The following is a 20,088-nucleotide window of genomic DNA, read 5'->3' as shown; positions in this document are numbered from 1 at the left end:
TTCGCTACATCCATAGGACTTACGCAAAAAAACGAAAAAATAAGGTTTTAGAACAGGGTGCAGGGGTATGAGGGTGTAAGGGTGTAAGTATTCAAAACCCCATACCCAATTCCCACAGATATTTTTGCTGCGTAAGTCCTGATCCAGTCAGATTAGGCTAGACGTTTTGTCCTATTTATAGGTAAAATACGGTAAACCAGTCGGCTTATAGTTCTTTTGCTAAAAGCACTGTAAAAAAACTGTTCTTCATCTTCAACAAGGATCATCTCTTACCACCAAGAGCTTCCCCTAGCACTTGGCGGTAGTTTTTCCTGCTTTGCTGTAGACAGATTTGACTGTACGAGAAACCCGCATTTTTGGAAGGAGTATGGATTATTTATTATTGCCACTATTAAGCTTCTTGGTGGGCATTGTCGTTGGCTTAACAGGAATTGGTGGAGCTTCTCTCATCACCCCAATGTTGATATTTGTTTTTCAAGTTCCGCCATCAATTGCTGTCAGTTCTGATGTTGTAGCCGCCACCTTAATGAAGGTAGTTGGCAGCATTAAGCATTGGCAACAACAAACCTTAGACGCTGAAGTAGTCAAGTGGCTGGCTTTGGGTAGTGTTCCGGGTTCAATGTTGGGTGTGGGGATACTGCACTATATCAAGCACGCTGGAGAATATAACCTAGACAGTATTTTGCTGCGCTTGCTAGGGGGGACAATTTTACTCATTACTGTACTAGCGTTGGTACAACTGTTACTTTTGACATTTTTTCCTAAATTCAGTTTACCAGAACTACCAAAAATCGACTTAACTACTCATTTAGGTCGTTTCTACACCATACTTTTGGGGTCAGTTTTAGGCTGTTTGGTTGGACTAACGAGTGTTTCTTCTGGTTCGATGTTTGCCTTGGTACTCATAGCCTTTTTCCGCCTTGATGCACGTAAGTTAGTAGGGACAGATATTTCGCAAGCTGCAATTTTATTATTGTTTACCTCCCTAGGACACCTCAGCTTAGGCACAGTTAATTGGAATTTGGTGTTACCGATATGGTTAGGTTCCGTTCCGGGAGTATTGTTGGGTGCAAAAATCTGTCAAATAGCGCCACAACGCCCACTGCGATTTATTATCTATGCAATCTTGATGATGGTAAGTTGGAAGTTAGTTTATCAAGCTTAGTGAAAGACTAGAGGCTAGTGTTCATCATCAAATAAACTATTGACTATTGACCCAAGGTAGTAAGTTGAATGTACCTCTTTCGTACATAATGAATAAACCTAAGCCAATTAAGACAAAAGGCACAATAATTTTACCGTAGCGACTTAAAAGATAAGCAATGGTAGTGTGTTGGCTCAAAAAATACGCAACAGTACACCAAACACCAACCATAATTAAAAATACACTTAAAATTACTCCCAAACTGGCAAAGGTTTGACCAGCAAATAAGGGAATATAAATACTAATATTATCCCCTCCATTAGCAATTGTGACTGCGGCAACTTTATAAGTTTGGGGATGCAAAATACTCAAAATTAAAGATAATAATGAATTAACTGGTGAATGCTGTTTAAAATCAGTGTTTACTTCTTGAATGGCGATAGTTTCTTGTTCTCGGTTGAGCAATTGCATCACACCGATCGCAATTGGTAAGATTCCGAGTAATCCTATCCATTCACGCTGCACAACTAAACCCCCAAAAAACCCTGGTAAGCTGGCAATGATGATAGCTAAAAACCCAAGATATTGACCAAATATAATATGCCGCCGTCGAAATTTACCACCTACCTGAGAGAATAGTAGTAGTAGAACTATGATGTCATCAATATTAGTAGCAGAGAAAGCAATGATGCCTTCAAAAAAAGATGTAGCTAAATTATTCATACCCAAGTTTCAGCCTCTAGCAAATGGATGATTTAATTAGTGCAATTAGTACAGGTGTTGTTGCCTTTAGCGCCACTAATATTGATGATATTGTGATTTTGCTACTTTTTTTTTCGCAAATCAATACTGATTTTCGACCGCAACATATTTTTGTAGGACAGTATTTAGGTTTTACTGTCCTAGTCATTTTAAGTTTATCTGGTTTATTTGGTGGTTTTGTTTTAGGTGCTAACTGGTTGGGATTGTTAGGCTTGATTCCCATCGCTATCGGTATTAGTAATTTGATTAATCCAGAAGATGACAATCAAGAAGAGTTGGTAGCAGAAAATTTCACGTCTTCAGGAAGAGATACTATTAGTTTTATCGCTCCCCAGACTTATAGTGTTGCGGCAGTAACTATTGCTAATGGCAGTGATAATATTAGTGTGTATATTCCACTGTTTGCTAGTAGTAATTTAACTAGCTTTTGGATAATTATTGGGGTATTTTTTTTATTGTTGGGTGTTTTATGCTACGTTGCTTATAGGTTAGCTGATCAAAAGGCGATCGCAGATATTTTAACTCGCTACATTAATCAGCTTGTACCTTTTATTTTAATCGGTTTGGGTGCTTTTATTGTCTTAAAAACTGGAGCTTTAAGTTTAATCAAATTAGCTGCAAGTTGTTGCTGCTTAGTAGTATTGATGCGAAATGACTAAGCCAGTTAATTTGGCTCATCAGATAGGGTATAAAGGATGAATTCATAACCACTTTGTATAACATTTAACCAAAAAACACTACATAATCTGAAAATTGTCTATTGACAACAAAATTAATTCATGTATTCGTAAAATTTGTATCTTATTGCCAGATTTTTCTTTAACTCAAAGGCATAATAAAAGCACTCATTTCTCACTCTGGTGACTCTACTAACTTCTCAAATCATGACGGGGAGAGGATTTGTTGATGAAATGGGGAAAATCAATACTGTTTTCAGAAGAGGTTTAGTGATAATTCTCCGATAAACCTGACACGCTACTAAGTCAAGATTTATCAAAAGACCTTTCTGGAAATATATCCTAGAAAATCACGCCTGTAACGCTTTGGTATGATAGTGCATCGAATGTTTGGGTAAAGCGTGTGAATTGACTAGGATATCTCCGCACATCTCAGTTGGAAGACAGATGGAAATTTCTTACCGCAACATTCATTATTCACGCAATCTTTCTTCTGCTTGGACAGATTTTCCAGTCCTTCAAACCGACAAGTATATTTTGCGACTGGCTGCAACTGAAGAAGAATTAGAATCTATCTTCCGCTTGCGGTTTGAAGTCTTTAATCTGGAATTAGGCTTGGGATTTTCTAGTTCTAGCCTCACCCAGATGGATAGGGATAAATTTGATGAAGTTTGTCATCATTTAATGTTGATTTCCAAACAAACTGGTCAAACAATTGGCACTTATCGGATGCAAACTTATCAAATGGCATCTCAAGGTTTAGGTTTTGATGCAGCTGATGTGTTTAATCTCAGCACAATTCCTGAACATATACTGCAAACATCGGTAGAAGTTGGACGTGCGTGTATTGCTAAAGAATTTCGTCACACTCAAGCCTTGTTATTACTGTGGGAAGGACTAGCAAATTATCTCATCTGGAGTAAGAATAAATATTTTTTTGGTTGTGCTTCATTACTCACACAATCTGCGAGACAAGCTGCTTGTGCATATCATTTTTTTCAAAAAAACAATTTCACGCATTCAAGTATTTTAGTATCTCCCAATTCGCCATACAAGTTAGAAATTACGCCACCTAATTTAGATAAATGTCAAGTAGAAATTCCCAAGATTTTACAAGCTTATTTAAGTATCGGGGCTAAAATATGTAGTTTACCAGCTATTGATCGACAGTTTAAAACAATTGATTTTTTGACTATTTCTAATCTAGAAAATTTTACAAAATGGCATTTACCCAAGTGTTTGAAAAATAAATAATTTTACTAGTGTCCGCCATCTTTCATCTCCCTATAAGACTCATATTTGATTTATGAAAAAAATCAGGACACTCAGGTCAAGCTTCTTTCCTACTCCCTACTCCCCATTCCCTACTCCCTGCCTACACAACTAGATTCAGAAATCAAATCGGATTCCTATATAATTTATGTAACTATGCAGCAGAACACCATCATGCCAAGTTGGTTGCGGTTTTTAATTATTGTTTTGCTGGTGATGGCTGTATTGTTCCGCTTTTTTAATCTAGATAGCAAAGTTTATTCTCATGATGAAACATATACATCATTGCGAATTTCTGGCTATACAGTTGCGGAAGTCAAGCAGCAATTATTTAATAATCGTGTAATTTCTCCAGAGAGTTTAACTCAGTTCCAAGGTGTGAATTCCCAAAAAGGACTGAGTGATACAATTATGTCTTTAGCGAAAGAAAATCCGCAACGTACACCACTTTATTTTGCGATCGCGCGATTTTGGCTAGAGATTTTTGGTAATTCAATTACATCGATTCGCAGTTTATCAGCTTGTATTAGCTTGTTAGTATTTCCGGCTATTTATTGGTTATGTCGGGAATTATTTCCTGTATCCTTATCAGTATCTGGGATTGCGATCGCACTTGCCGCAGTTTCTCCAGTTTATCTAATATATGGCACAGAAGCCCAAGAATATATTCTGTGGTTTGTCACTATTATCATTAACAGTGCTGCACTCATCCGCGCTTTACGACTAGAGTCAATATCTGGAGATAAATCAACACCAGATCAGTTTTCTCATTGGAGTCTTTATACAGTCACTTTAGTATTAAGCCTCTACACCTGTATATGGAGTATATTGGTTGCGATCGCACATGGAATTTATGTGATCACAATTGCCGGATTTCGCTTCAATAAAGCTTTTTTAGCTTACCTCTCAGCTTCAGTTGTCGCCTTTTTTGCATTTATTCCTTGGCTAATTATTGGATTAGCCAAATTTTTGCAGTTCTTAATCTCAAATAATGAAGTAAATAGCCAATTACCATCACAGCCTGTATTCCCATTCTTACTAACACAGTTCAGAAGAATATTTTTTGATTTAGATATGATGTTAGATAACAATTACAGTTATCTAATTTTAGGACTTTTGGTAATTTTAGTCGGATGTGCAATTGCCTTTCTCTGTCTGACTGCTAACTATCAAACTTGGCTATTTATTGTAATTTTGATGTTAGTACCATCATTACCATTAATTTTATCAGCCTTAAACTCTGGTGGCATCGAGATAGGTTCTGAGCCATATTTTTTCCCGGCTTATTTAGGTATTCAAATTGCTGTTGCTTATTTGTTAGCTACACAAATTCATAACGGTGGTTTAGCAAGACGCAGAATTTGGCAAATCATTTTATCACTGCTGATTGTTACTGGACTAGTTTCGGCGCGGGTATATTATCAAGCTGGCACTTGGTGGAATAAAGGCGTGAGTTATGATAACTTTCAAGTTGCTCAAATTATTCATCGTTCTTCCCGTTCATTATTAATTAGTGATGGGGAAGGGATTAATTATGGGAATATCTTTTCTTTGAGTTATCTTTTAGATCCAACTGTCCGATTAAAGTTGGTGAAAAATCAAATTATTCCCAAAATTCCCGACGGCTATACCCAAGTTTTCCTACTCAATATTGCTGATACTTGGCGACAAAAATTAGCGACTCAGAACCAAGCTAAAATAAATCTTGTTTATCGAGATGAGTATTACTCACTCTGGGAATTACGCCAACCTCGTAAATCTCCCTAAAGTCTGATTTTGCCAACCATTCAATCTTAAGTAATATTATGATAGTGAGTTAGGCACTAAACTTGTTGACGAAAATATAGCGAAGTGTCATCCAAAATGCAAGTCAGTAGGGTGTGTTAGGCGTAAGCCGTAACGCACCGAAAAATTTGCTGTAGATGTATTACACCGTCGCTAATACATCCTACATATATTTCAAAAATCAAATATGATTCCTATATGAAAAAACTAATTAAACAACCAATACTATTTAAAAATATTAATCTCCCCATAAATGACTATCTTTTTATAATTTTAATGTGGCTCGTGAGCAGACTTGTAATTATTATTGCTATGCAAGTTGTTGCTCCTTTAATACACACATCACCTGTGCATCCATACTGGCAACCTCCATATCCCCTAGACTATAATCCTGGTTTTTTTCCGCAACCAGGTTGGGAATTATTTTCTCATTGGGATGGCAAGTGGTATCGCAAAATAGCTGTTGAAGGTTATAGCTATGCTAGAGATGGCAATCAATATCCTATTGCTTTTTATCCTTTATTTCCCTTAATTAGTCGTGGGTTAATGGTGTTGGGTTTACCCTTTGAAGTGGCGGGTACATTAGTAAATAATTTTGCTTTTTTAGGGGCATTGTTACTGTTATATTCTTGGGTCAAAGAACGTCATGGAAGTTATGTGGCAAAATGGTCAACTGCTGTGATGATTTGGTGTCCGTTTTCTTTATACGGCACAGTTATTTATACTGAAGGTTTATTTTTATTGTTGACTACGGCAGCCTTGCGAGCATTCGATAATCGTCAATATGTTTGGGCTGCTATTTGTGGGGCTTTGGCTAGTGCAACTCGCGCCACAGGAATTACATTATTACCTAATTTTATTTTGCTTGCTTGGCAAGAAAAGAAACCATTAAGTGCTTATCTTGCCGGACTTTGTGTCCCATTAGGATTAATTTCATTTAGTGTATATTGTGCCATTGCTTTCAAAGATCCTTTAGCATTTGTGCATATCCAAAAAGCATGGGCGCAACCAAGTTGGTGGCACATTTTAACTGATGCTATTGCTGTGGGCAAAGACAGTTTAATTAAAGTTGTGATGGTATTTGGTGGTGGTTATATGTTGTGGTATTTTCGCCACCAGTTGAGTAAAACGGCTGTAACCTACGGTTTTTGTTCCTTGTTACTCATCATCTTCTCTGGAGCATTGATGTCTGTTAGTCGTTATGCTTATGGCATTGTGTCGCTTTCATGGGCATTAGGTTTGGTATTTTCTCGCCACAATCGTTGGGGATATGCAATTTTAACTTGGTTTGCCATATCACTTTATACTTACGCTTTTAATTTTTCTATCTGGAATTGGGTGGCGTAATATTAGGAGGATTTTTTAACAGTTCTTTCGTTGAACTGCCAATATTTGAAATCCAAACCAGAAGCCGCCACAGCCACAGCCGCACGATAATTATCAGCAGGTGTAAACTCCACAAGACTCCAGTCTTCAGATGTGAGTAATTTAGCTGGTTGTTTAGGTGTGAGAGATATTTCTACTTGCTCTAACTGCGAAATTCCATCACCTGTGGCTTTTAAATAAGCTTCCTTACAAGTCCAATAACGAAAAAATGCTTCTGGTTGTTGATGAGGAGGAAGCGATCGCACTAACTCATATTCTCGCGGTAAAAAGAACCTTTGAGCAAGAGCCTCCAAATCAGAAACAGAACGCATATACTCTAAATCAATGCCAATTTTGCTTGTGTAATTCACCGCACACAAAGCCAAATCTTGAGAATGCGACAAATTAAACAACAAACCACTAGCTGCTAAACCATCAGCCAAAAGTGGTTTACCACGAGGTTCATAGTCAAATCTTACTTCTTGTGGTGCAATCTTTAAGTAACGACTCAATATATTTCTCAAACTACCACGACCCGCAATGAAACGCTGGCGATGTTCCACAAAACGAAATCGGTTAGCGCGAGTCAGTTCATCACTAGATAAAGTTACAGCAAAACTTTCTTGTAGTGAGTCTACTATATCAAGGTCAATTCGCCAGATATGAACTTCATTCGCCAATAAAGTTAAATCTGCGGGTGCGGGTAGCCATGAATCGTTAATGCCAGTCAAAGTTTTTCTATTAAGCTCCTCATTATGACTGAAATTGCTCATCCACTGGAATTTTATAACCATTAGCCAAACGATTAGTCATATTTGCAGTCCCAACAATCGCCAGCAGTTCGCCAAACATCGCATCATTCATCCCTTTAGCACGGGCAGCAGCCGTATGGGACGATATACAGTAATCACAGCCATTCGTCACACTCACAGCAATATAAATCAACTCGCGCACCAGTGGGTCAAGTTCACCAGGGCCAGTCATCACTTCCTTAATTGTCTGCCAAGTACGTTGTAGCGTCGGCGGATGATTAGCTAAAGCTTTCCAAAAATTATTAATGTAATCTGTTTGTCGTGTTGCACGAATATCATCATAGACTGCACGAACTTCGGCGCTGGCTTCTTCGTATTCGATCAGCTGAGTCATAAATAACAACGATTTGGCATTTTGGCATACTCATCTTAAAACGAATAGGTATTCTAAGGAAGTGGGATATTTTTAGGTGAAAAGTACTAATTAATATATCCCTCGGTAGCTTGCCGAGGGATTTTTATTAATCAAAGATAGCTGGGATGGTAATTTGCAGTCCAACTCTCAACCAACCTAAAAAATACTGGTAAATGCCGACCTGAAAGATATTGAAGTTTTTTCAAAAATCAAAGATGACTCTTAAGATTTCACACAAGTCCTTGTTCTGGTGGTGCGCTTTTTATAGCTGAGTATGCCCAACAAAGGTGTCAGCAATAGTATAGCGGTCAATGTTGATGGTTCATCCACCCTGACTGGTGGTGGTGGGGTTGGGGTTGGGGTTGGGTTGGGAGTAGGTGGAACTGGTGGAACCACTGGAGGAATTGTGACTGGGGGAGAAGAACTACCATCATCTCCTCCACCCATTAGGAGGAGGATTATCGGCGGAATCAATAACAGAGGAGCGAAGATGAAGGGGTTAAATTTATCATTTCCAGGTATGGTACCATCATCAAAAGGTAGGCTAGTATCTAAATCTAACGGAAATGAGTCTGGTTCTAATAATGCGATGTCGGGGTTGAGTTCTTCACCACCTATAGGGATACCTTCAATGTTGTCTAACTCTTTTGGTGTGTCCAGAGATACCCGCCCATAGTTAGGGCTTGTTGTGTAGTTAGGTGAATAGGGAAAGGAAAAGATTCTTAAAATGTTTTCTTGTAGTGCCTCTTCATTTCCAGTTTTTAAAGCATTTAACCCTTGCGAGAGGTTATTTAAATAAAACTGCGTCATCTCAGGAGGCAAATCTAAATCACGAATCTGCTGTTGGAGATTCGGAATTTTCGATACCTCAACCAAGAGTTCACGCCCGAAAGAATACTTCAAATCTAATAGTCCTTCTCTGGGACTAAGAGAATTATCACCTCTAGATATTGGTGACCAAGCAAAGTTTCTAGTCACTGCACCCAAACCAGCCACCGGACTACGGCTCACAGGCTGGCCGAGGACGTATTGATAACCATCCACAATTGATGGAGACTGTCTTTTCCAAAACGATGCAAACGGAATTTCTGGCAATCTTTCATTGTTGCCATAAAAAGCCGCGAAATTCTGGTAGTTTTGCTGTCCCCCGGCGGCTCGAATTACTAAATCGTAGTAACTAGGGCCACCATTAATTGCCAGTAATTGTTGCAGGACTGTGCCAGTTTTATTACAGCCAGTACCACTACCCACAATACAGCTAGGGATGACGATCGCATCGCTGAGATTACGATTTTCTAGCTGATATTGGAGGTACTCACGCTCCAGTCCTCTTTGGATTTTACGCTGTCCTACATTTAGTTGTGCGTTAGCAGATTGGCAAACAGACAATACTACTGCCAAAGACGTTAACGAAATTCCTATGCTTTTGACAGTTGATTTCAACAAGATACATCTCCTGGTCAATAAACGAAACACCACTGACAAGCCATTCAATCATTCGTGTTATTTTTGGTTAGGTTGGATATTCTCTCCTACAGAAGTTGGTACTGCACTCTTGGTTGAGTTGGCATTGACTTTATCAGATATTTGAATGTTGAGGGTAATTGCTGTCCCTTTGAGTTCTCCGGCTGCATCGTTACCGACTGTGTGGTAGACAACTAAAGCACGGTTGGGTTGGTCAAACAAAAATCCGCGACGGGAAGCTTTGATTTTGCCTTCTTTGACTAAAGAGATAAAGGATTCTAAATATCTACGTATGCTTTGGCGATTTTCTTGATCACCATTGAGATGATGCTCAATCAGCGTCATAAAAAAATCTAAGGTGCGGTTATCTTGACCTTCAATTAAATTCCCACCGTCTAAAAAAGAACTGCCAACCAGCTTTCCATTTAGCTCTTGAACTTTAAATAAGGTGTAATAACGTCCTTCTTTTTTCGGGTCATTGACATAACATACCCAGGAACCATCTTTGCTCTGAGTAAATCCCTCAGCAGCTAGGTATGAAAATAAAGAATTGCTAGTTTTGGCTTGGGGTGGTGGTAATAAAGATTCCACAGGATCTAAAGAGCAAATCCTCTCTGTTGTGGGTTGGGGTTCTTTGGGAGCCTCTTGGGCGTAAGCTGGTAACGAATTATGTTTTAAGGTTGTCGCCGTGGCTATTGCTGTAAATGTTAGTAGTTGCAGCGCAAATGACCTAGATAAACCTGGAATTATCTTCATATTTTTACCTTTTATTTTTGCTTGGGGTGTCAATAATAGGGATTTTTAATAGATATAGGTTGAGCTCTTAAATCATAGAACCAAAGTAAGTTTTCTTTCTTTGAAGTTTTATCGGTTTCTACGGGGTTTCATTGTAGCAATTTATAAGATTTCATAAAGCTGCTTTTTGGTAGCAATTTTTCTCAGTGTCGGATTTGCAGAACTTAACCAATAATTTAAAAATGTATACATTATATCTGTCTGCTACTGACTTTAATCCAGCTTTCTTGATTACAAGAATTTAAAATTTCTACAAATAAAAATGGCAGTAAACATCTCAGCAAGATTTTCGTGATTTTTCTTTTTTTAACTTTTGGCAATTTGAGAAAGAATGATTGGTGGTAGTTATCTATGTGATTTTGGCTAACAAAAAGTTGTAACTATTCCAACTTAAGTTTTGGGATTATGAGTTGATATTGTCACAGTAACAGAGATTTATCTGCCTAACATCAAGCTCTTGTTATGTTTTTAACTGTGATATTAGGTATTTTAGCTGGTTGATGTTTGATACCTTGGTGTAATGTTTCATTCATATTTTTATTTAAGCAGACAAAAATTATGCCTGATTGTTTTGCTCAAAAATTCTACCATTGGGTAGAGGTTATCTATGCCTAATTGTAGGCAAGTTTAGAAAACTGAACACTGCAACTTAAAGTTTAAAGACATTTTATCTCTAAATCTTAAGTTAATATTAAGAAAAGTAAGTATATACTTATAGAAGTATAAAGAAAAATAAAGAATAACTTATACACGTAGGAGTTACGCATCAAGAGGGTGTGGGGGTTTGGAACACCTATACACAAGGTTACGCATAAAAACGAAAAATCAAGTGTTTTGGCGAGGGTGTAGGGGTACACTGACAGGTGTAGGTTTTTTACGTTATGCCCCAAAAACCTTGATTTAGGGTGTAGGGGTGTAAGGGTGTGAGGGGGGTGGAACTCTGATTAAATCGTGATTTTTAGAGTCGCTACTCATCACTCTGTTAAAAACCTACACTTGTGAGGGGTGTAGGGGTACAGGGGTGTATGTATTAAGCCACACACCCTTGCACCCTTACACCCAATCTTCATAGACAATCTTGGTGCGTAAGTCCTGAGAGTTTATGTTTGGGAGTACCTTCTGGCGTAAGTCCTAACAGCAAAAAAGAAGGATAAATGTACTTCATCCTTCTTTTGCAAGTAATTATTTAATTTTTAACTTTAGATTGAGTAATATACCGGAAAGGATTTGGCATCTTTGGGTTTGACGTAAACCCGTTGTTGTGGCTCTAACTCTAATTCGTTGAAGCGATCGCGTGTGAGATGAGCTGTTACTACTTGTCCATCATCTAAAGTTAATTCTACTTGAATTTCCCAACCCAGATGAATTAAGCGGCTGACTTTAGCAGATGCCGTTGCACCATTGGCTTGTTTTTCAATAATGACATCTTGGGGACGTAAAAACACTTCTGGGTGTGGTGCATCAAATCCAGAGCTTTGGAAAATTCTGGAAGTGTTTGGTAAAACATTCACCGGGCCGATAAAACTCATCACAAATGCCGACGCGGGATTATCGTAAATCTCTGCTGGTGTACCTACCTGTTCCACCCGTCCTTTATTCATGACTACGACCTCATCCGACACTTCCATTGCTTCTTCTTGGTCGTGGGTAACAAAAACAGTGGTAACATGAACTTCATCATGGAGGCGGCGTAACCATGCCCGTAAATCTTTCCGCACTTTGGCATCCAGCGCACCAAAGGGTTCATCCAACAATAACACCTCCGGTTCGACTGCCAAGGCTCTCGCTAATGCTACCCGTTGTCTTTGACCACCAGATAACTGTGAAGGATAGCGATCGCCTAATCCACCCAATTGTACTAGCTCTAGTAACTGTTCTACCCGCCCTTGAATTTTCTTAGTTGGGGCTTTGCGAATTTCTAAACCAAAAGCAATATTTTGCCGCACAGTCATGTGCTTGAACAAAGCATAATGCTGAAACACAAACCCAATATTTCGCTCTTGCACACTTTGATAAGTAGCATCTTTTCCAGTCAGAAGGATTTTGCCACTATCTGGCATTTCTAAACCAGCAATTAGCCTCAGTAAAGTAGATTTACCAGAACCAGATGGCCCAAGCAATGCCACCAGTGAACCACTTTTAACTGTTAAGTCAACTTGGTCAACTGCCTTAAAACTACCAAAATTTTTGGATACATTCTCAACTACTATGCCCACCGCCGTTGTCCCTCTGCTATTCTTACCCCGGTATGTTGCTAGATTTACCGTGTTACATATATATCATACATAGATTTTTAACTCAAATTCTGTGACTTTACCCATAACTTTGCCGCTACTGGAAGCATAACTTTGCCGTCAACAACACTACAAGGCTCATTCTTGTGTCAGCTAATTTTGTAAGCTAATCGGCACTAAAGTTGCATAATAATAAGATGAAGCCGTTCAAAAGCAACTATGCCGCCCCCAGCCAAAAACTTTTTAAAACCGTCACAAGTCAGCAATCTACAAGAAGCTCTAAAAGAAAGCGTAGCTACCACACGTTAGGGAAAGAATACTTATCATTCTGCTGCAAAATGATGGGAAACCACAACAAGAAATTGCAAAGTTTTTGGGCTGTTCGCACAGAACAGTAGCATATTGGTGTATGCACGGTGATCCAGATGATCTAGAAACTCTACATAATAAAAGAGAGTACGCATATTATCGAAAAGCGACTCCTGAATATATTGAACTATTATTAAAAACTGTTGACCAAGACCCATCAGAATTAGGTTACGAATTTGGGAAATGGACAGCAGAAAGACTAGCCAAGTATTTAACCGAGAAAACAGGGATTGATTTAAGTAGTTCTCAAGTGAGGAGGATATTAAAGAGAAAAAAGTATAGTTATATCTGGGCTAAATATGATTTAGAAGATAAACAAAACCCAATAGAAAGAGCGAAGTTTAAAGAAAAACTTGCTCAATATTTATTAATAGCGCGAGAACAACCAGAACGTTTACAGGTATGGTTTTGGGATGAGAGTGGGTTCAGTTTACGTGTGATTCGGCGTAAGGGTTGGGGTAAAAAAGGAAAACGTAAAAATGTTCCAGGACAACGACGTTGTGGTCGTGTTAATGTCATGGGAGCAATCAGAGAATTAGACCGAAAACGAGTATGCTTTTTCGTTAAAAAAGGAAACGCAGATATTTTTTATGAGCAATTACAACAATTAAATGAATTAATTAAGCAAGAATGGATAAATCAAGGAAACAGTTTTGAAGATTTTGAAAAATCTGGGTCGAAGATTATTTTAATTTTAGATAATGCAAGCTTTCATAAACGTAAAGATATTCTAGCTAAAATATCTGAAGAATTTCCTAATTTTGTCCGAGAATTTTTACCTGCTTACAGTCCTGATTACAACATTATCGAGTTAGTCTGGCACTCATGTAAAGAATATATTGCCCATCGTCTGTTTAAATCAGTAGATGAATTAAAGTCACTGCTAGATGAGCTATTAAATCAAGGCGAGTTAGTTATACCAAATTAAAAAATGATTGCGACAGATTGATGGCTCAAAAGCTTACCGATCAACCCTTACCCAATCCAAAATCTGTCTTGAAAAGTTTGCTCAAGTCGGGGAACCCGCCCACGCAACTTTTCGCAAAATCTAAAATCCAAAATGGTATTATTTAAGTGGCATCGAAAAATCAAAAATAAAGGTAATAGCGACTATGTTGCAGCTTAAATGCCGATTAGCTTAATTTACGTTGATTTTTTTTCAAAATTTTTCAGGCATGATTTTGCCGTTACAGTTTTCAAGCATAGCTTTGCCGTTGCGGCAAAACCAAACTTTAAATCACAAAACATATGATTTAAAGCGTAACTTTGCCGCTCGTTAAAGCATAACCTTGCCGCAGACAAACCGGAAATGCTAATTCTTTTGTAAGCCTGCTTCCACCTAAAAACAACGCTTTCAAGCATAATATTACCGGAATTGAAATTTTAAGTCGTAAGATTGCCGAAATTTGAACTGTCTGATATTATAGCTGTTCTGTCAAGTGCAACAGTGCTACTGGCAGATCATTTGCCAATTATGCCAGAGTTTCCTTCGTCTGATGAGTTAGTAAAAATACTTGACCGTATCCTCGATGGTAGTCGAAATCAAAAAGATATCAATTTACTACGGCAATATCTGAGGACAGTTGATGGTCAAAATCAGATGCAGTTAGCAAATAACATTGTTAACATTGCGAAAGGAAATGGAGTTCATATTGGCGATCGCATCACCTACCAAGGTGGTATAGACGAGGAAGTAAAGGCAATTCTCCGACAGTTACAAAAATTTCTCCAGGAAAGCCAAGTTTCGATTTCGTCTAATTTTTCTCCTCAAACCCCAACCGAAAAGTTTTTAGTCAACACTAATTCACATAAGCAAGTTAGCCGACTACCCTCAGAGCTTAATATTTTCGAGTTTGAAGTTGTAACTGTAGATCATAAAGGAAAAGAAACAAAGCGTTACAGTACACAAGCTGAGTATTTTGTAGAAGATTTAGGAAATAGTGTTGTACTGGAAATGGTTTCCATTCCAGGTGGTAATTTCCCAATGGGTGCATCACGAGAGGAAGAAGCATCACAAGAAGATGAACGTCCTCAACATTTAGTTAATATAAAACCCTTTTTTATAGGTAGATATCCTATTACCCAAAGACAGTGGAGAGCTATTGCAAACCTCCCAAAAATAAACCACCACCTCAAACCTGACCCATCCTGTTTTAACGGCGAGAATTTACCTGTAGAACGAGTTTCTTGGTATGATGCACTAGAGTTTTGTGAGCGACTCTCGCAGAAAACAGGAAGGCATTATCGCTTACCCAGTGAAGCTGAGTGGGAATATGCTTGTCGTGCTAGAACCTCAACGCCATTCCATTTTGGTCAAATAATTACAGATAAATTAGCCAATTATTGCGGTGACAGTGACAATATAAATAGCATTAATCGCCAATGTACAACAGAAGTTGGTAGTTTTCCAGCTAATACTTTTGGCTTATACGATATGCACGGTAATGTTTGGGAGTGGTGCGCTGATTATGAACACGATGACTATCAAGACGCACCATTAGATGGTAGTGCATGGGTAGATGATGGAAATGAAGAATATAGAATTTTGCGTGGTGGTTCTTGGGGTCATCCTGCAAATTTATGTCGTTCTACATCTCGCTTTTCTGAAGCTGCAACCACAAAGGACAAGCAAATTGGATTCCGGGTTGTCTGTTCTTTGATCTAAAAATTTTTAACTATTGTGAAATTAATTGATAAATTTTTGCTTTTATACTCTCAATAGACGATAAATCAGAAAATTGTACACTTGTTTCTTGGCGAATTTGAGGTTTAATATTTAACGATGTCCTGCCACATTGCGCTCTGTAAGGGTGAGAAAGCCAATTCCAAGTTCCTATAATAGCCAGTTTCGTATCACGTACCAAAATCCTTTCATTTGTTCCTCTACTTTCTATATGTTTTCCTTCTCCTAAGCGAATTAATTGTGAACCTGGATATTGTGAGAATAAATGTCTCAGCTTATTCTCAATTGTGGGATCATTATTATCATTCTCCTCGTTACCTTTATTTCCGTAAACTACTGTTACTTTAACTCTTCTTTCTAAAACTGAAACAACCTCTTTACCAAACAGTTTTGATTCACTTCCTCTAATCCAAGGCGTGACAATTATCAATTCTTCCTCTGCTTGGTCGATAGCTTCTCTAAAAATTCTTAAATGATCACAATCATAAACCGGAATAGTACCAGGTTCTGCTTTAGGAATTTCTGCTGCTGATTTATACTCTAATACAACTCCATACTCTCGAATATGTTCAACAAGTTGCCGAGTCAGGTTTCCTTTTTCTAGTCTGTAAAGATTACCAACTAAAATAAATAATTCTTTAGCTCTTGATACAGCAACATTTAAAAGATTTGGTCGTTTGTTAATCCAGTAAACATTATCTTGCGGTTGACATACTTTTGTAGATAGGATAATGACTTTTTTCTCAGAACCTTGAAAGGTGTGAACTGTGCCAACAGATTTTGAGTCTAATTGAGAAAATTTTTTTCTTAATTGTTCTCTCAACGCAGCAGCATGAACTTTAAAAGGTGAAATAACGCCTATATCTTCTACTGAGTAACCTTGTTTAACTAAATGCTCAATTATCTCACATACAGCAGTAACTTCTTCCTCATTAACATTATTGCGGATATTACCTTCAACATCATAAGCAATTAAGTGCGACTCTACTAAAGAATTGACTGGTTCTGTTTTGATTTCTAAATCATAGTCAGCAATAGCATTGCAATATTGAATAATACTAGGCTGACAACGGTAATGTTCTCTTAAAATAATTCCTTTACCTTTATCTTCGCCTTCTCCAGTTGCTCCAGCAGCGCGGTGATAAGCCGTAGCACTATACTCCTCTTCTGGACTATAACGATGGTAATCAATGTCTGTTAATCCTCTATTAATAAACGCTGTTTGGCGATAATATTCGCGTCTTTGATCGCCCAAAGTAATAATAGGTTCAATTTGTAGAGGATCACCAACAATGATAGCTTTACGCGATCGCACTAATAACGGAAAAGCCTTATGCTGGTCAATCATTCCCGCTTCGTCTATGATTGTGCGGTCAACACATTCCTCAATCCAAGGAATCATTTTGCGGATTGAAAGCAATGTGCAAGTGATTACCGGAAAAATCAAGCTGAGATTTTTAATATGCTCATCTAGGTTTTCCGCAATCTTATATTTCGACTTCCAATCTCCTGAAATAAGACTACAATAAATTTCTAGAGTTGGTTTGATGTTATGTTTGTTGTAGAGTGCTTGTTGAATAAGAAAATCACGCGATAGCTTAAATAGGTCTTTGTGCTTGTCATGAAATTTCTGGTGAAAGGATGTATAAAAATTTTTTGGTGGATTAGCCAAGCTAATCTCTAATAACTGGAATTCCTTAAAAGCGTCTTCCCTTTGCTGATTTATCTGGTCTCTGTCTTTATATTTTTCCTCTAATCTTTTTTGTACATTTTTTAACTCACCTGCTTCATTTATTCTTTCTCTAACTAAGCCTGCTTTTTGAATTAAATCAGCGCGATTGGTAGGTGGTTCTATAGGGAAAATAGTTGTAGCTGTTTGTTCTATAGCTGATTTACAAGTTGAATTTAGCTCACGCAAAATACGTTCTTCCGTTTTCCCAGTCAGCCAACGCCAAAAGCGAACCCACCAAGCTAATCTTCCTTCAGATAGAAGTGATTCAGCCTTGTTAAAATGCTTTTCTATAATGTTATAGGCTTGTATTGGTAGTTGATTGTACTTTGATAAATCTCTGGCTCGTTGCTGAAAAGGAATTAAGGTTGAGAGAATTTCGTCTAAATTCTGTTGTAGCGTTTGAATCTGTTGTGAAATATGTTTATGTCTTTGTTTATCTAAATCCCACTGTCGGCTTAATTCTAAATATCTAGACTCTTCTTCTAACAATTCTTTTTTAATCTGTTGAATTTTTCGTTTTAATAAATTATTTAGGTGCTCATCAAATTGATTCTTTTGTAAAAAATCAATAGCTTGCCGTAATTTTGCAATAGCTCCATTGGCTGATTCAATATTATCTTTATTTCCCCCTTTGAGATAAAATAACTCATCTTGAAAAAATTCATCTAGCTTTTCAATGACGTTATCAACTGCTTTATTATTCGTGCTACTAACTACCGTTAGGTTATTGATATTCTGACCAATTTCAATTAAATTGAGTGCGCGTTTAACTACCTGTTGAGCAATAACATGAAGAATCAGAGTAGTTTTACCCGAACCAGGTGGGCCTTGTACAGCTGTTATCGGTTCACTTTGAGCGTGTTTGAGTGCTTTTGATTGTGAATTAGTCGGTGCGTGAGTTGGGAAAGCTCCCATATAGATAACTTCTTCTTTTTCAGACTTAGGTTCACCAAACAAGTATTCAAAAGCAGGATGTCCTTTTGAGCAATTTTTCGAGCCTAATTTAATCTCTTTTAAGTCTTGCCGGAGATTATAATTATATGCAGATCCTGTAAACTCAAATAAATAAGGCTGACGTTGAATTTGTTCACGAGAGCGACGGGAAATAACAACCTTTTCCATCCAATTCTGATAGCTATCAAATGTTAGCTTAAAAGTAGTTTCCAGAAAACTTCGTAGCCCATCTTGAGTAATCAATTTTTCACACTGTTCATCATCTAATCCCAGAAAAGTACCTAAATTGTCTCCAGCTTCTATCAGTATTAAGCTATCTAAGTTCCACCCTTGTGCTTGATACTCCCCTTTAAGGATAGATGTAACGTCTAAGCTAAACAGAGGACAAAGATAAGATTTTCCCTTTTCTACATCTAAAACTTGGGGAAATGATAAAACCCATACTGCCTCTTGTATGGTATTTTGCCTTTGCTTAACTTTTTGCTGTAATTCTGAAAACGTGGCTTGCTCAATTAATAAATGGTCACGTACTAGCTTTACACCACGCTGTTTGACTTTATCGCTGTTGGTTTCAACCCTGGCTTTACTATATTCATCTAAATTAATGTAGTCTAACCAAGCGTTGAGAATAGCATCTACCTTACTAGCTACGTTCAAAACTACCTCCAAGTTGCTGTACTGGCTTTAGCGTTGCATTATCCCTTTACTTAGATGCTAAGGTAATTTGTTACACAAAAAATGTTTAAAATTATACAATTTGGTTAAAATGCTTAAATCAGCAAGCAATATTTACAACGGGCTACGCCTACGCACCTTTGAGCTAAAATCAAACTACTCATCGATTAACTTTCTGGCACTGCCATGAGCATCTCTCAGCCACCGAAACTATCCTGTCTGCCAACAACGCTACCCATTGATGGTGCAGTGCGGATTGATTTAGAGGAAGGTATTCCAGTTTTTCGAGCATCCAGCACTGTTCAAAGTCGCGTTGAAGAACTGTTGGCAAAACAGCAAGACACTTCACTCAGTACAGAAGAAGAACAAGAACTTGATTGCTACGAAGAAATTGATGATTATTTAAGCTTTGTCAATCGTACAATTCGTAATTTATCCTTTGCGTCAACTCAGTCAGCATCGTAAATTGTGTCCTCTCGTAGTAAAATCCCTGAAGTTACCCAAAAGCAGGTACGTCAACGAGCCAAGTACCTATGTGAGTATTGCCATGCCTCTGAACAATGGCAGTATGTACAGTTCACCGTAGACCATGTTATACCCTTGTCATTGGGTGGAACAGATAATTTAGAAAATCTGGCGTTGGCTTGCTTTCACTGCAATCGCAGAAAGACAAATCGGCTGACAGCAACTGATCCTTTATCTGGAGAAGAAGTTTCATTATTTAATCCACGACAGTGTAACTGGAGTGAGCATTTTATTTGGTCTGCCGATGGACTGTTAATTGTGGGTTTGACAGCTACAGGACGAGCAACAGTCACCGCATTAAGCTTGAACCGGGAACGGGTGATCAATATTCGTGAGGCTGATAAAGAAATTGGTCGGCATCCACCAACGGATGATCCTATGCAAACAAAATTTGAGCAAGGCGGATAGGAAATAGTGTGTTCTCTATAATATTTCTGATTTTGTAATAAGATTTTCTGGAATATAGCCTAATTGTGAATTAGACC

16 protein-coding genes and 1 pseudogene are annotated in these 20,088 nt (G+C 37.9%); 9 read left to right on the top strand and 8 right to left on the bottom strand.

The window, feature by feature from the left end; translation table 11 throughout:
- The first annotated feature begins 367 nt into the window (after positions 1-367).
- Complete coding sequence (locus H6G79_RS18170; RefSeq protein WP_190590759.1) at positions 368-1,165, top strand: sulfite exporter TauE/SafE family protein; 798 nt, start codon at positions 368-370, stop codon at positions 1,163-1,165.
- A gap of 36 nt (positions 1,166-1,201) precedes the next feature.
- Here H6G79_RS18170 and H6G79_RS18165 read toward each other — a convergent pair whose 3' ends face one another.
- The gene (locus H6G79_RS18165) at positions 1,202-1,867 is read right to left on the bottom strand and encodes a cadmium resistance transporter (RefSeq protein WP_190590760.1); all 666 of its coding nucleotides are present in this window, start codon (positions 1,865-1,867) and stop codon (positions 1,202-1,204) included.
- Positions 1,868-1,890: 23 nt separating this feature from the next.
- Between H6G79_RS18165 and H6G79_RS18160 the strand changes: the two genes are divergently transcribed.
- The 4 genes from H6G79_RS18160 (at position 1,891) to H6G79_RS18145 (ending at position 6,987) form a co-directional block, all read left to right on the top strand.
- Positions 1,891-2,565, top strand: a complete 675-nt coding sequence (locus H6G79_RS18160) for a cadmium resistance transporter (RefSeq protein WP_190590761.1) — start codon at positions 1,891-1,893, stop codon at positions 2,563-2,565.
- 465 nt (positions 2,566-3,030) lie between these two features.
- On the top strand, positions 3,031-3,837 hold the full coding sequence (locus H6G79_RS18155; protein ID WP_190590762.1) for a GNAT family N-acetyltransferase: 807 nt from the start codon (positions 3,031-3,033) through the stop codon (positions 3,835-3,837).
- A 174-nt stretch (positions 3,838-4,011) separates the two neighbouring features.
- Positions 4,012-5,622 (top strand): glycosyltransferase family 39 protein, encoded by a 1,611-nt coding sequence (locus tag H6G79_RS18150; RefSeq protein ID WP_190590763.1) that lies wholly within the window; start codon positions 4,012-4,014, stop codon positions 5,620-5,622.
- 216 nt (positions 5,623-5,838) lie between these two features.
- Positions 5,839-6,987, top strand: coding sequence for a hypothetical protein (locus tag H6G79_RS18145; RefSeq protein WP_190590764.1), 1,149 nt, complete (start codon positions 5,839-5,841; stop codon positions 6,985-6,987).
- 2 nt (positions 6,988-6,989) lie between these two features.
- On the opposite strand, the gene hetI is transcribed toward H6G79_RS18145, so the two are convergent.
- The 5 genes from hetI to H6G79_RS18120 form a co-directional block, all read right to left on the bottom strand.
- Positions 6,990-7,778 carry a 4'-phosphopantetheinyl transferase HetI gene (gene hetI, locus H6G79_RS18140; RefSeq protein ID WP_190590765.1) on the bottom strand — a complete coding sequence of 263 codons (789 nt, stop codon included), beginning with the start codon at positions 7,776-7,778 and terminating at the stop codon, positions 6,990-6,992.
- Positions 7,759-8,151, bottom strand: a complete 393-nt coding sequence (locus H6G79_RS18135) for a carboxymuconolactone decarboxylase family protein (protein WP_190590766.1) — start codon at positions 8,149-8,151, stop codon at positions 7,759-7,761. Before H6G79_RS18135 ends, hetI begins: the two co-directional genes overlap by 20 nt.
- Before the next feature lie 243 nt (positions 8,152-8,394).
- Positions 8,395-9,618, bottom strand: coding sequence for a hypothetical protein (locus H6G79_RS18130; protein ID WP_190590767.1), 1,224 nt, complete (start codon positions 9,616-9,618; stop codon positions 8,395-8,397).
- A 57-nt stretch (positions 9,619-9,675) separates the two neighbouring features.
- Complete coding sequence (locus H6G79_RS18125; protein ID WP_190590768.1) at positions 9,676-10,392, bottom strand: hypothetical protein; 717 nt, start codon at positions 10,390-10,392, stop codon at positions 9,676-9,678.
- Positions 10,393-11,630: 1,238 nt separating this feature from the next.
- Positions 11,631-12,647 carry a TOBE-like domain-containing protein gene (locus tag H6G79_RS18120; RefSeq protein WP_190590769.1) on the bottom strand — a complete coding sequence of 339 codons (1,017 nt, stop codon included), beginning with the start codon at positions 12,645-12,647 and terminating at the stop codon, positions 11,631-11,633.
- Between the two features lie 237 nt (positions 12,648-12,884).
- On the opposite strand from H6G79_RS18120, the pseudogene H6G79_RS18115 reads away from it, so the two are divergent.
- Positions 12,885-13,962: pseudogene (locus H6G79_RS18115) on the top strand (IS630 family transposase).
- A gap of 215 nt (positions 13,963-14,177) precedes the next feature.
- Here H6G79_RS18115 and H6G79_RS18110 read toward each other — a convergent pair.
- Complete coding sequence (locus H6G79_RS18110; protein ID WP_190590770.1) at positions 14,178-14,396, bottom strand: hypothetical protein; 219 nt, start codon at positions 14,394-14,396, stop codon at positions 14,178-14,180.
- A 34-nt stretch (positions 14,397-14,430) separates the two neighbouring features.
- On the opposite strand from H6G79_RS18110, the gene H6G79_RS18105 reads away from it, so the two are divergent.
- Complete coding sequence (locus tag H6G79_RS18105; RefSeq protein ID WP_242048437.1) at positions 14,431-15,699, top strand: SUMF1/EgtB/PvdO family nonheme iron enzyme; 1,269 nt, start codon at positions 14,431-14,433, stop codon at positions 15,697-15,699.
- A 10-nt stretch (positions 15,700-15,709) separates the two neighbouring features.
- Here H6G79_RS18105 and H6G79_RS18100 read toward each other — a convergent pair whose 3' ends face one another.
- Positions 15,710-19,060, bottom strand: coding sequence for an AAA domain-containing protein (locus tag H6G79_RS18100; protein WP_190590771.1), 3,351 nt, complete (start codon positions 19,058-19,060; stop codon positions 15,710-15,712).
- Positions 19,061-19,264: 204 nt separating this feature from the next.
- Here H6G79_RS18100 and H6G79_RS18095 point away from each other — a divergent pair, with 204 nt between their 5' ends.
- Positions 19,265-19,543 (top strand): hypothetical protein, encoded by a 279-nt coding sequence (locus tag H6G79_RS18095; protein ID WP_190590772.1) that lies wholly within the window; start codon positions 19,265-19,267, stop codon positions 19,541-19,543.
- Between the two features lie 3 nt (positions 19,544-19,546).
- Positions 19,547-20,011: an HNH endonuclease gene (locus tag H6G79_RS18090; RefSeq protein WP_190590773.1), complete on the top strand. Its 465-nt coding sequence runs from the start codon at positions 19,547-19,549 to the stop codon at positions 20,009-20,011.
- Positions 20,012-20,088: the final 77 nt, after the last annotated feature.

The organism is Anabaena sp. FACHB-83 (genome assembly GCF_014697485.1).
In the GTDB taxonomy this organism is placed as follows: domain Bacteria; phylum Cyanobacteriota; class Cyanobacteriia; order Cyanobacteriales; family Nostocaceae; genus Nostoc_B.
The sequence above is the reverse complement of the archived record's forward strand: the minus strand, read 5'-3'. Positions and strand labels throughout refer to the sequence as shown.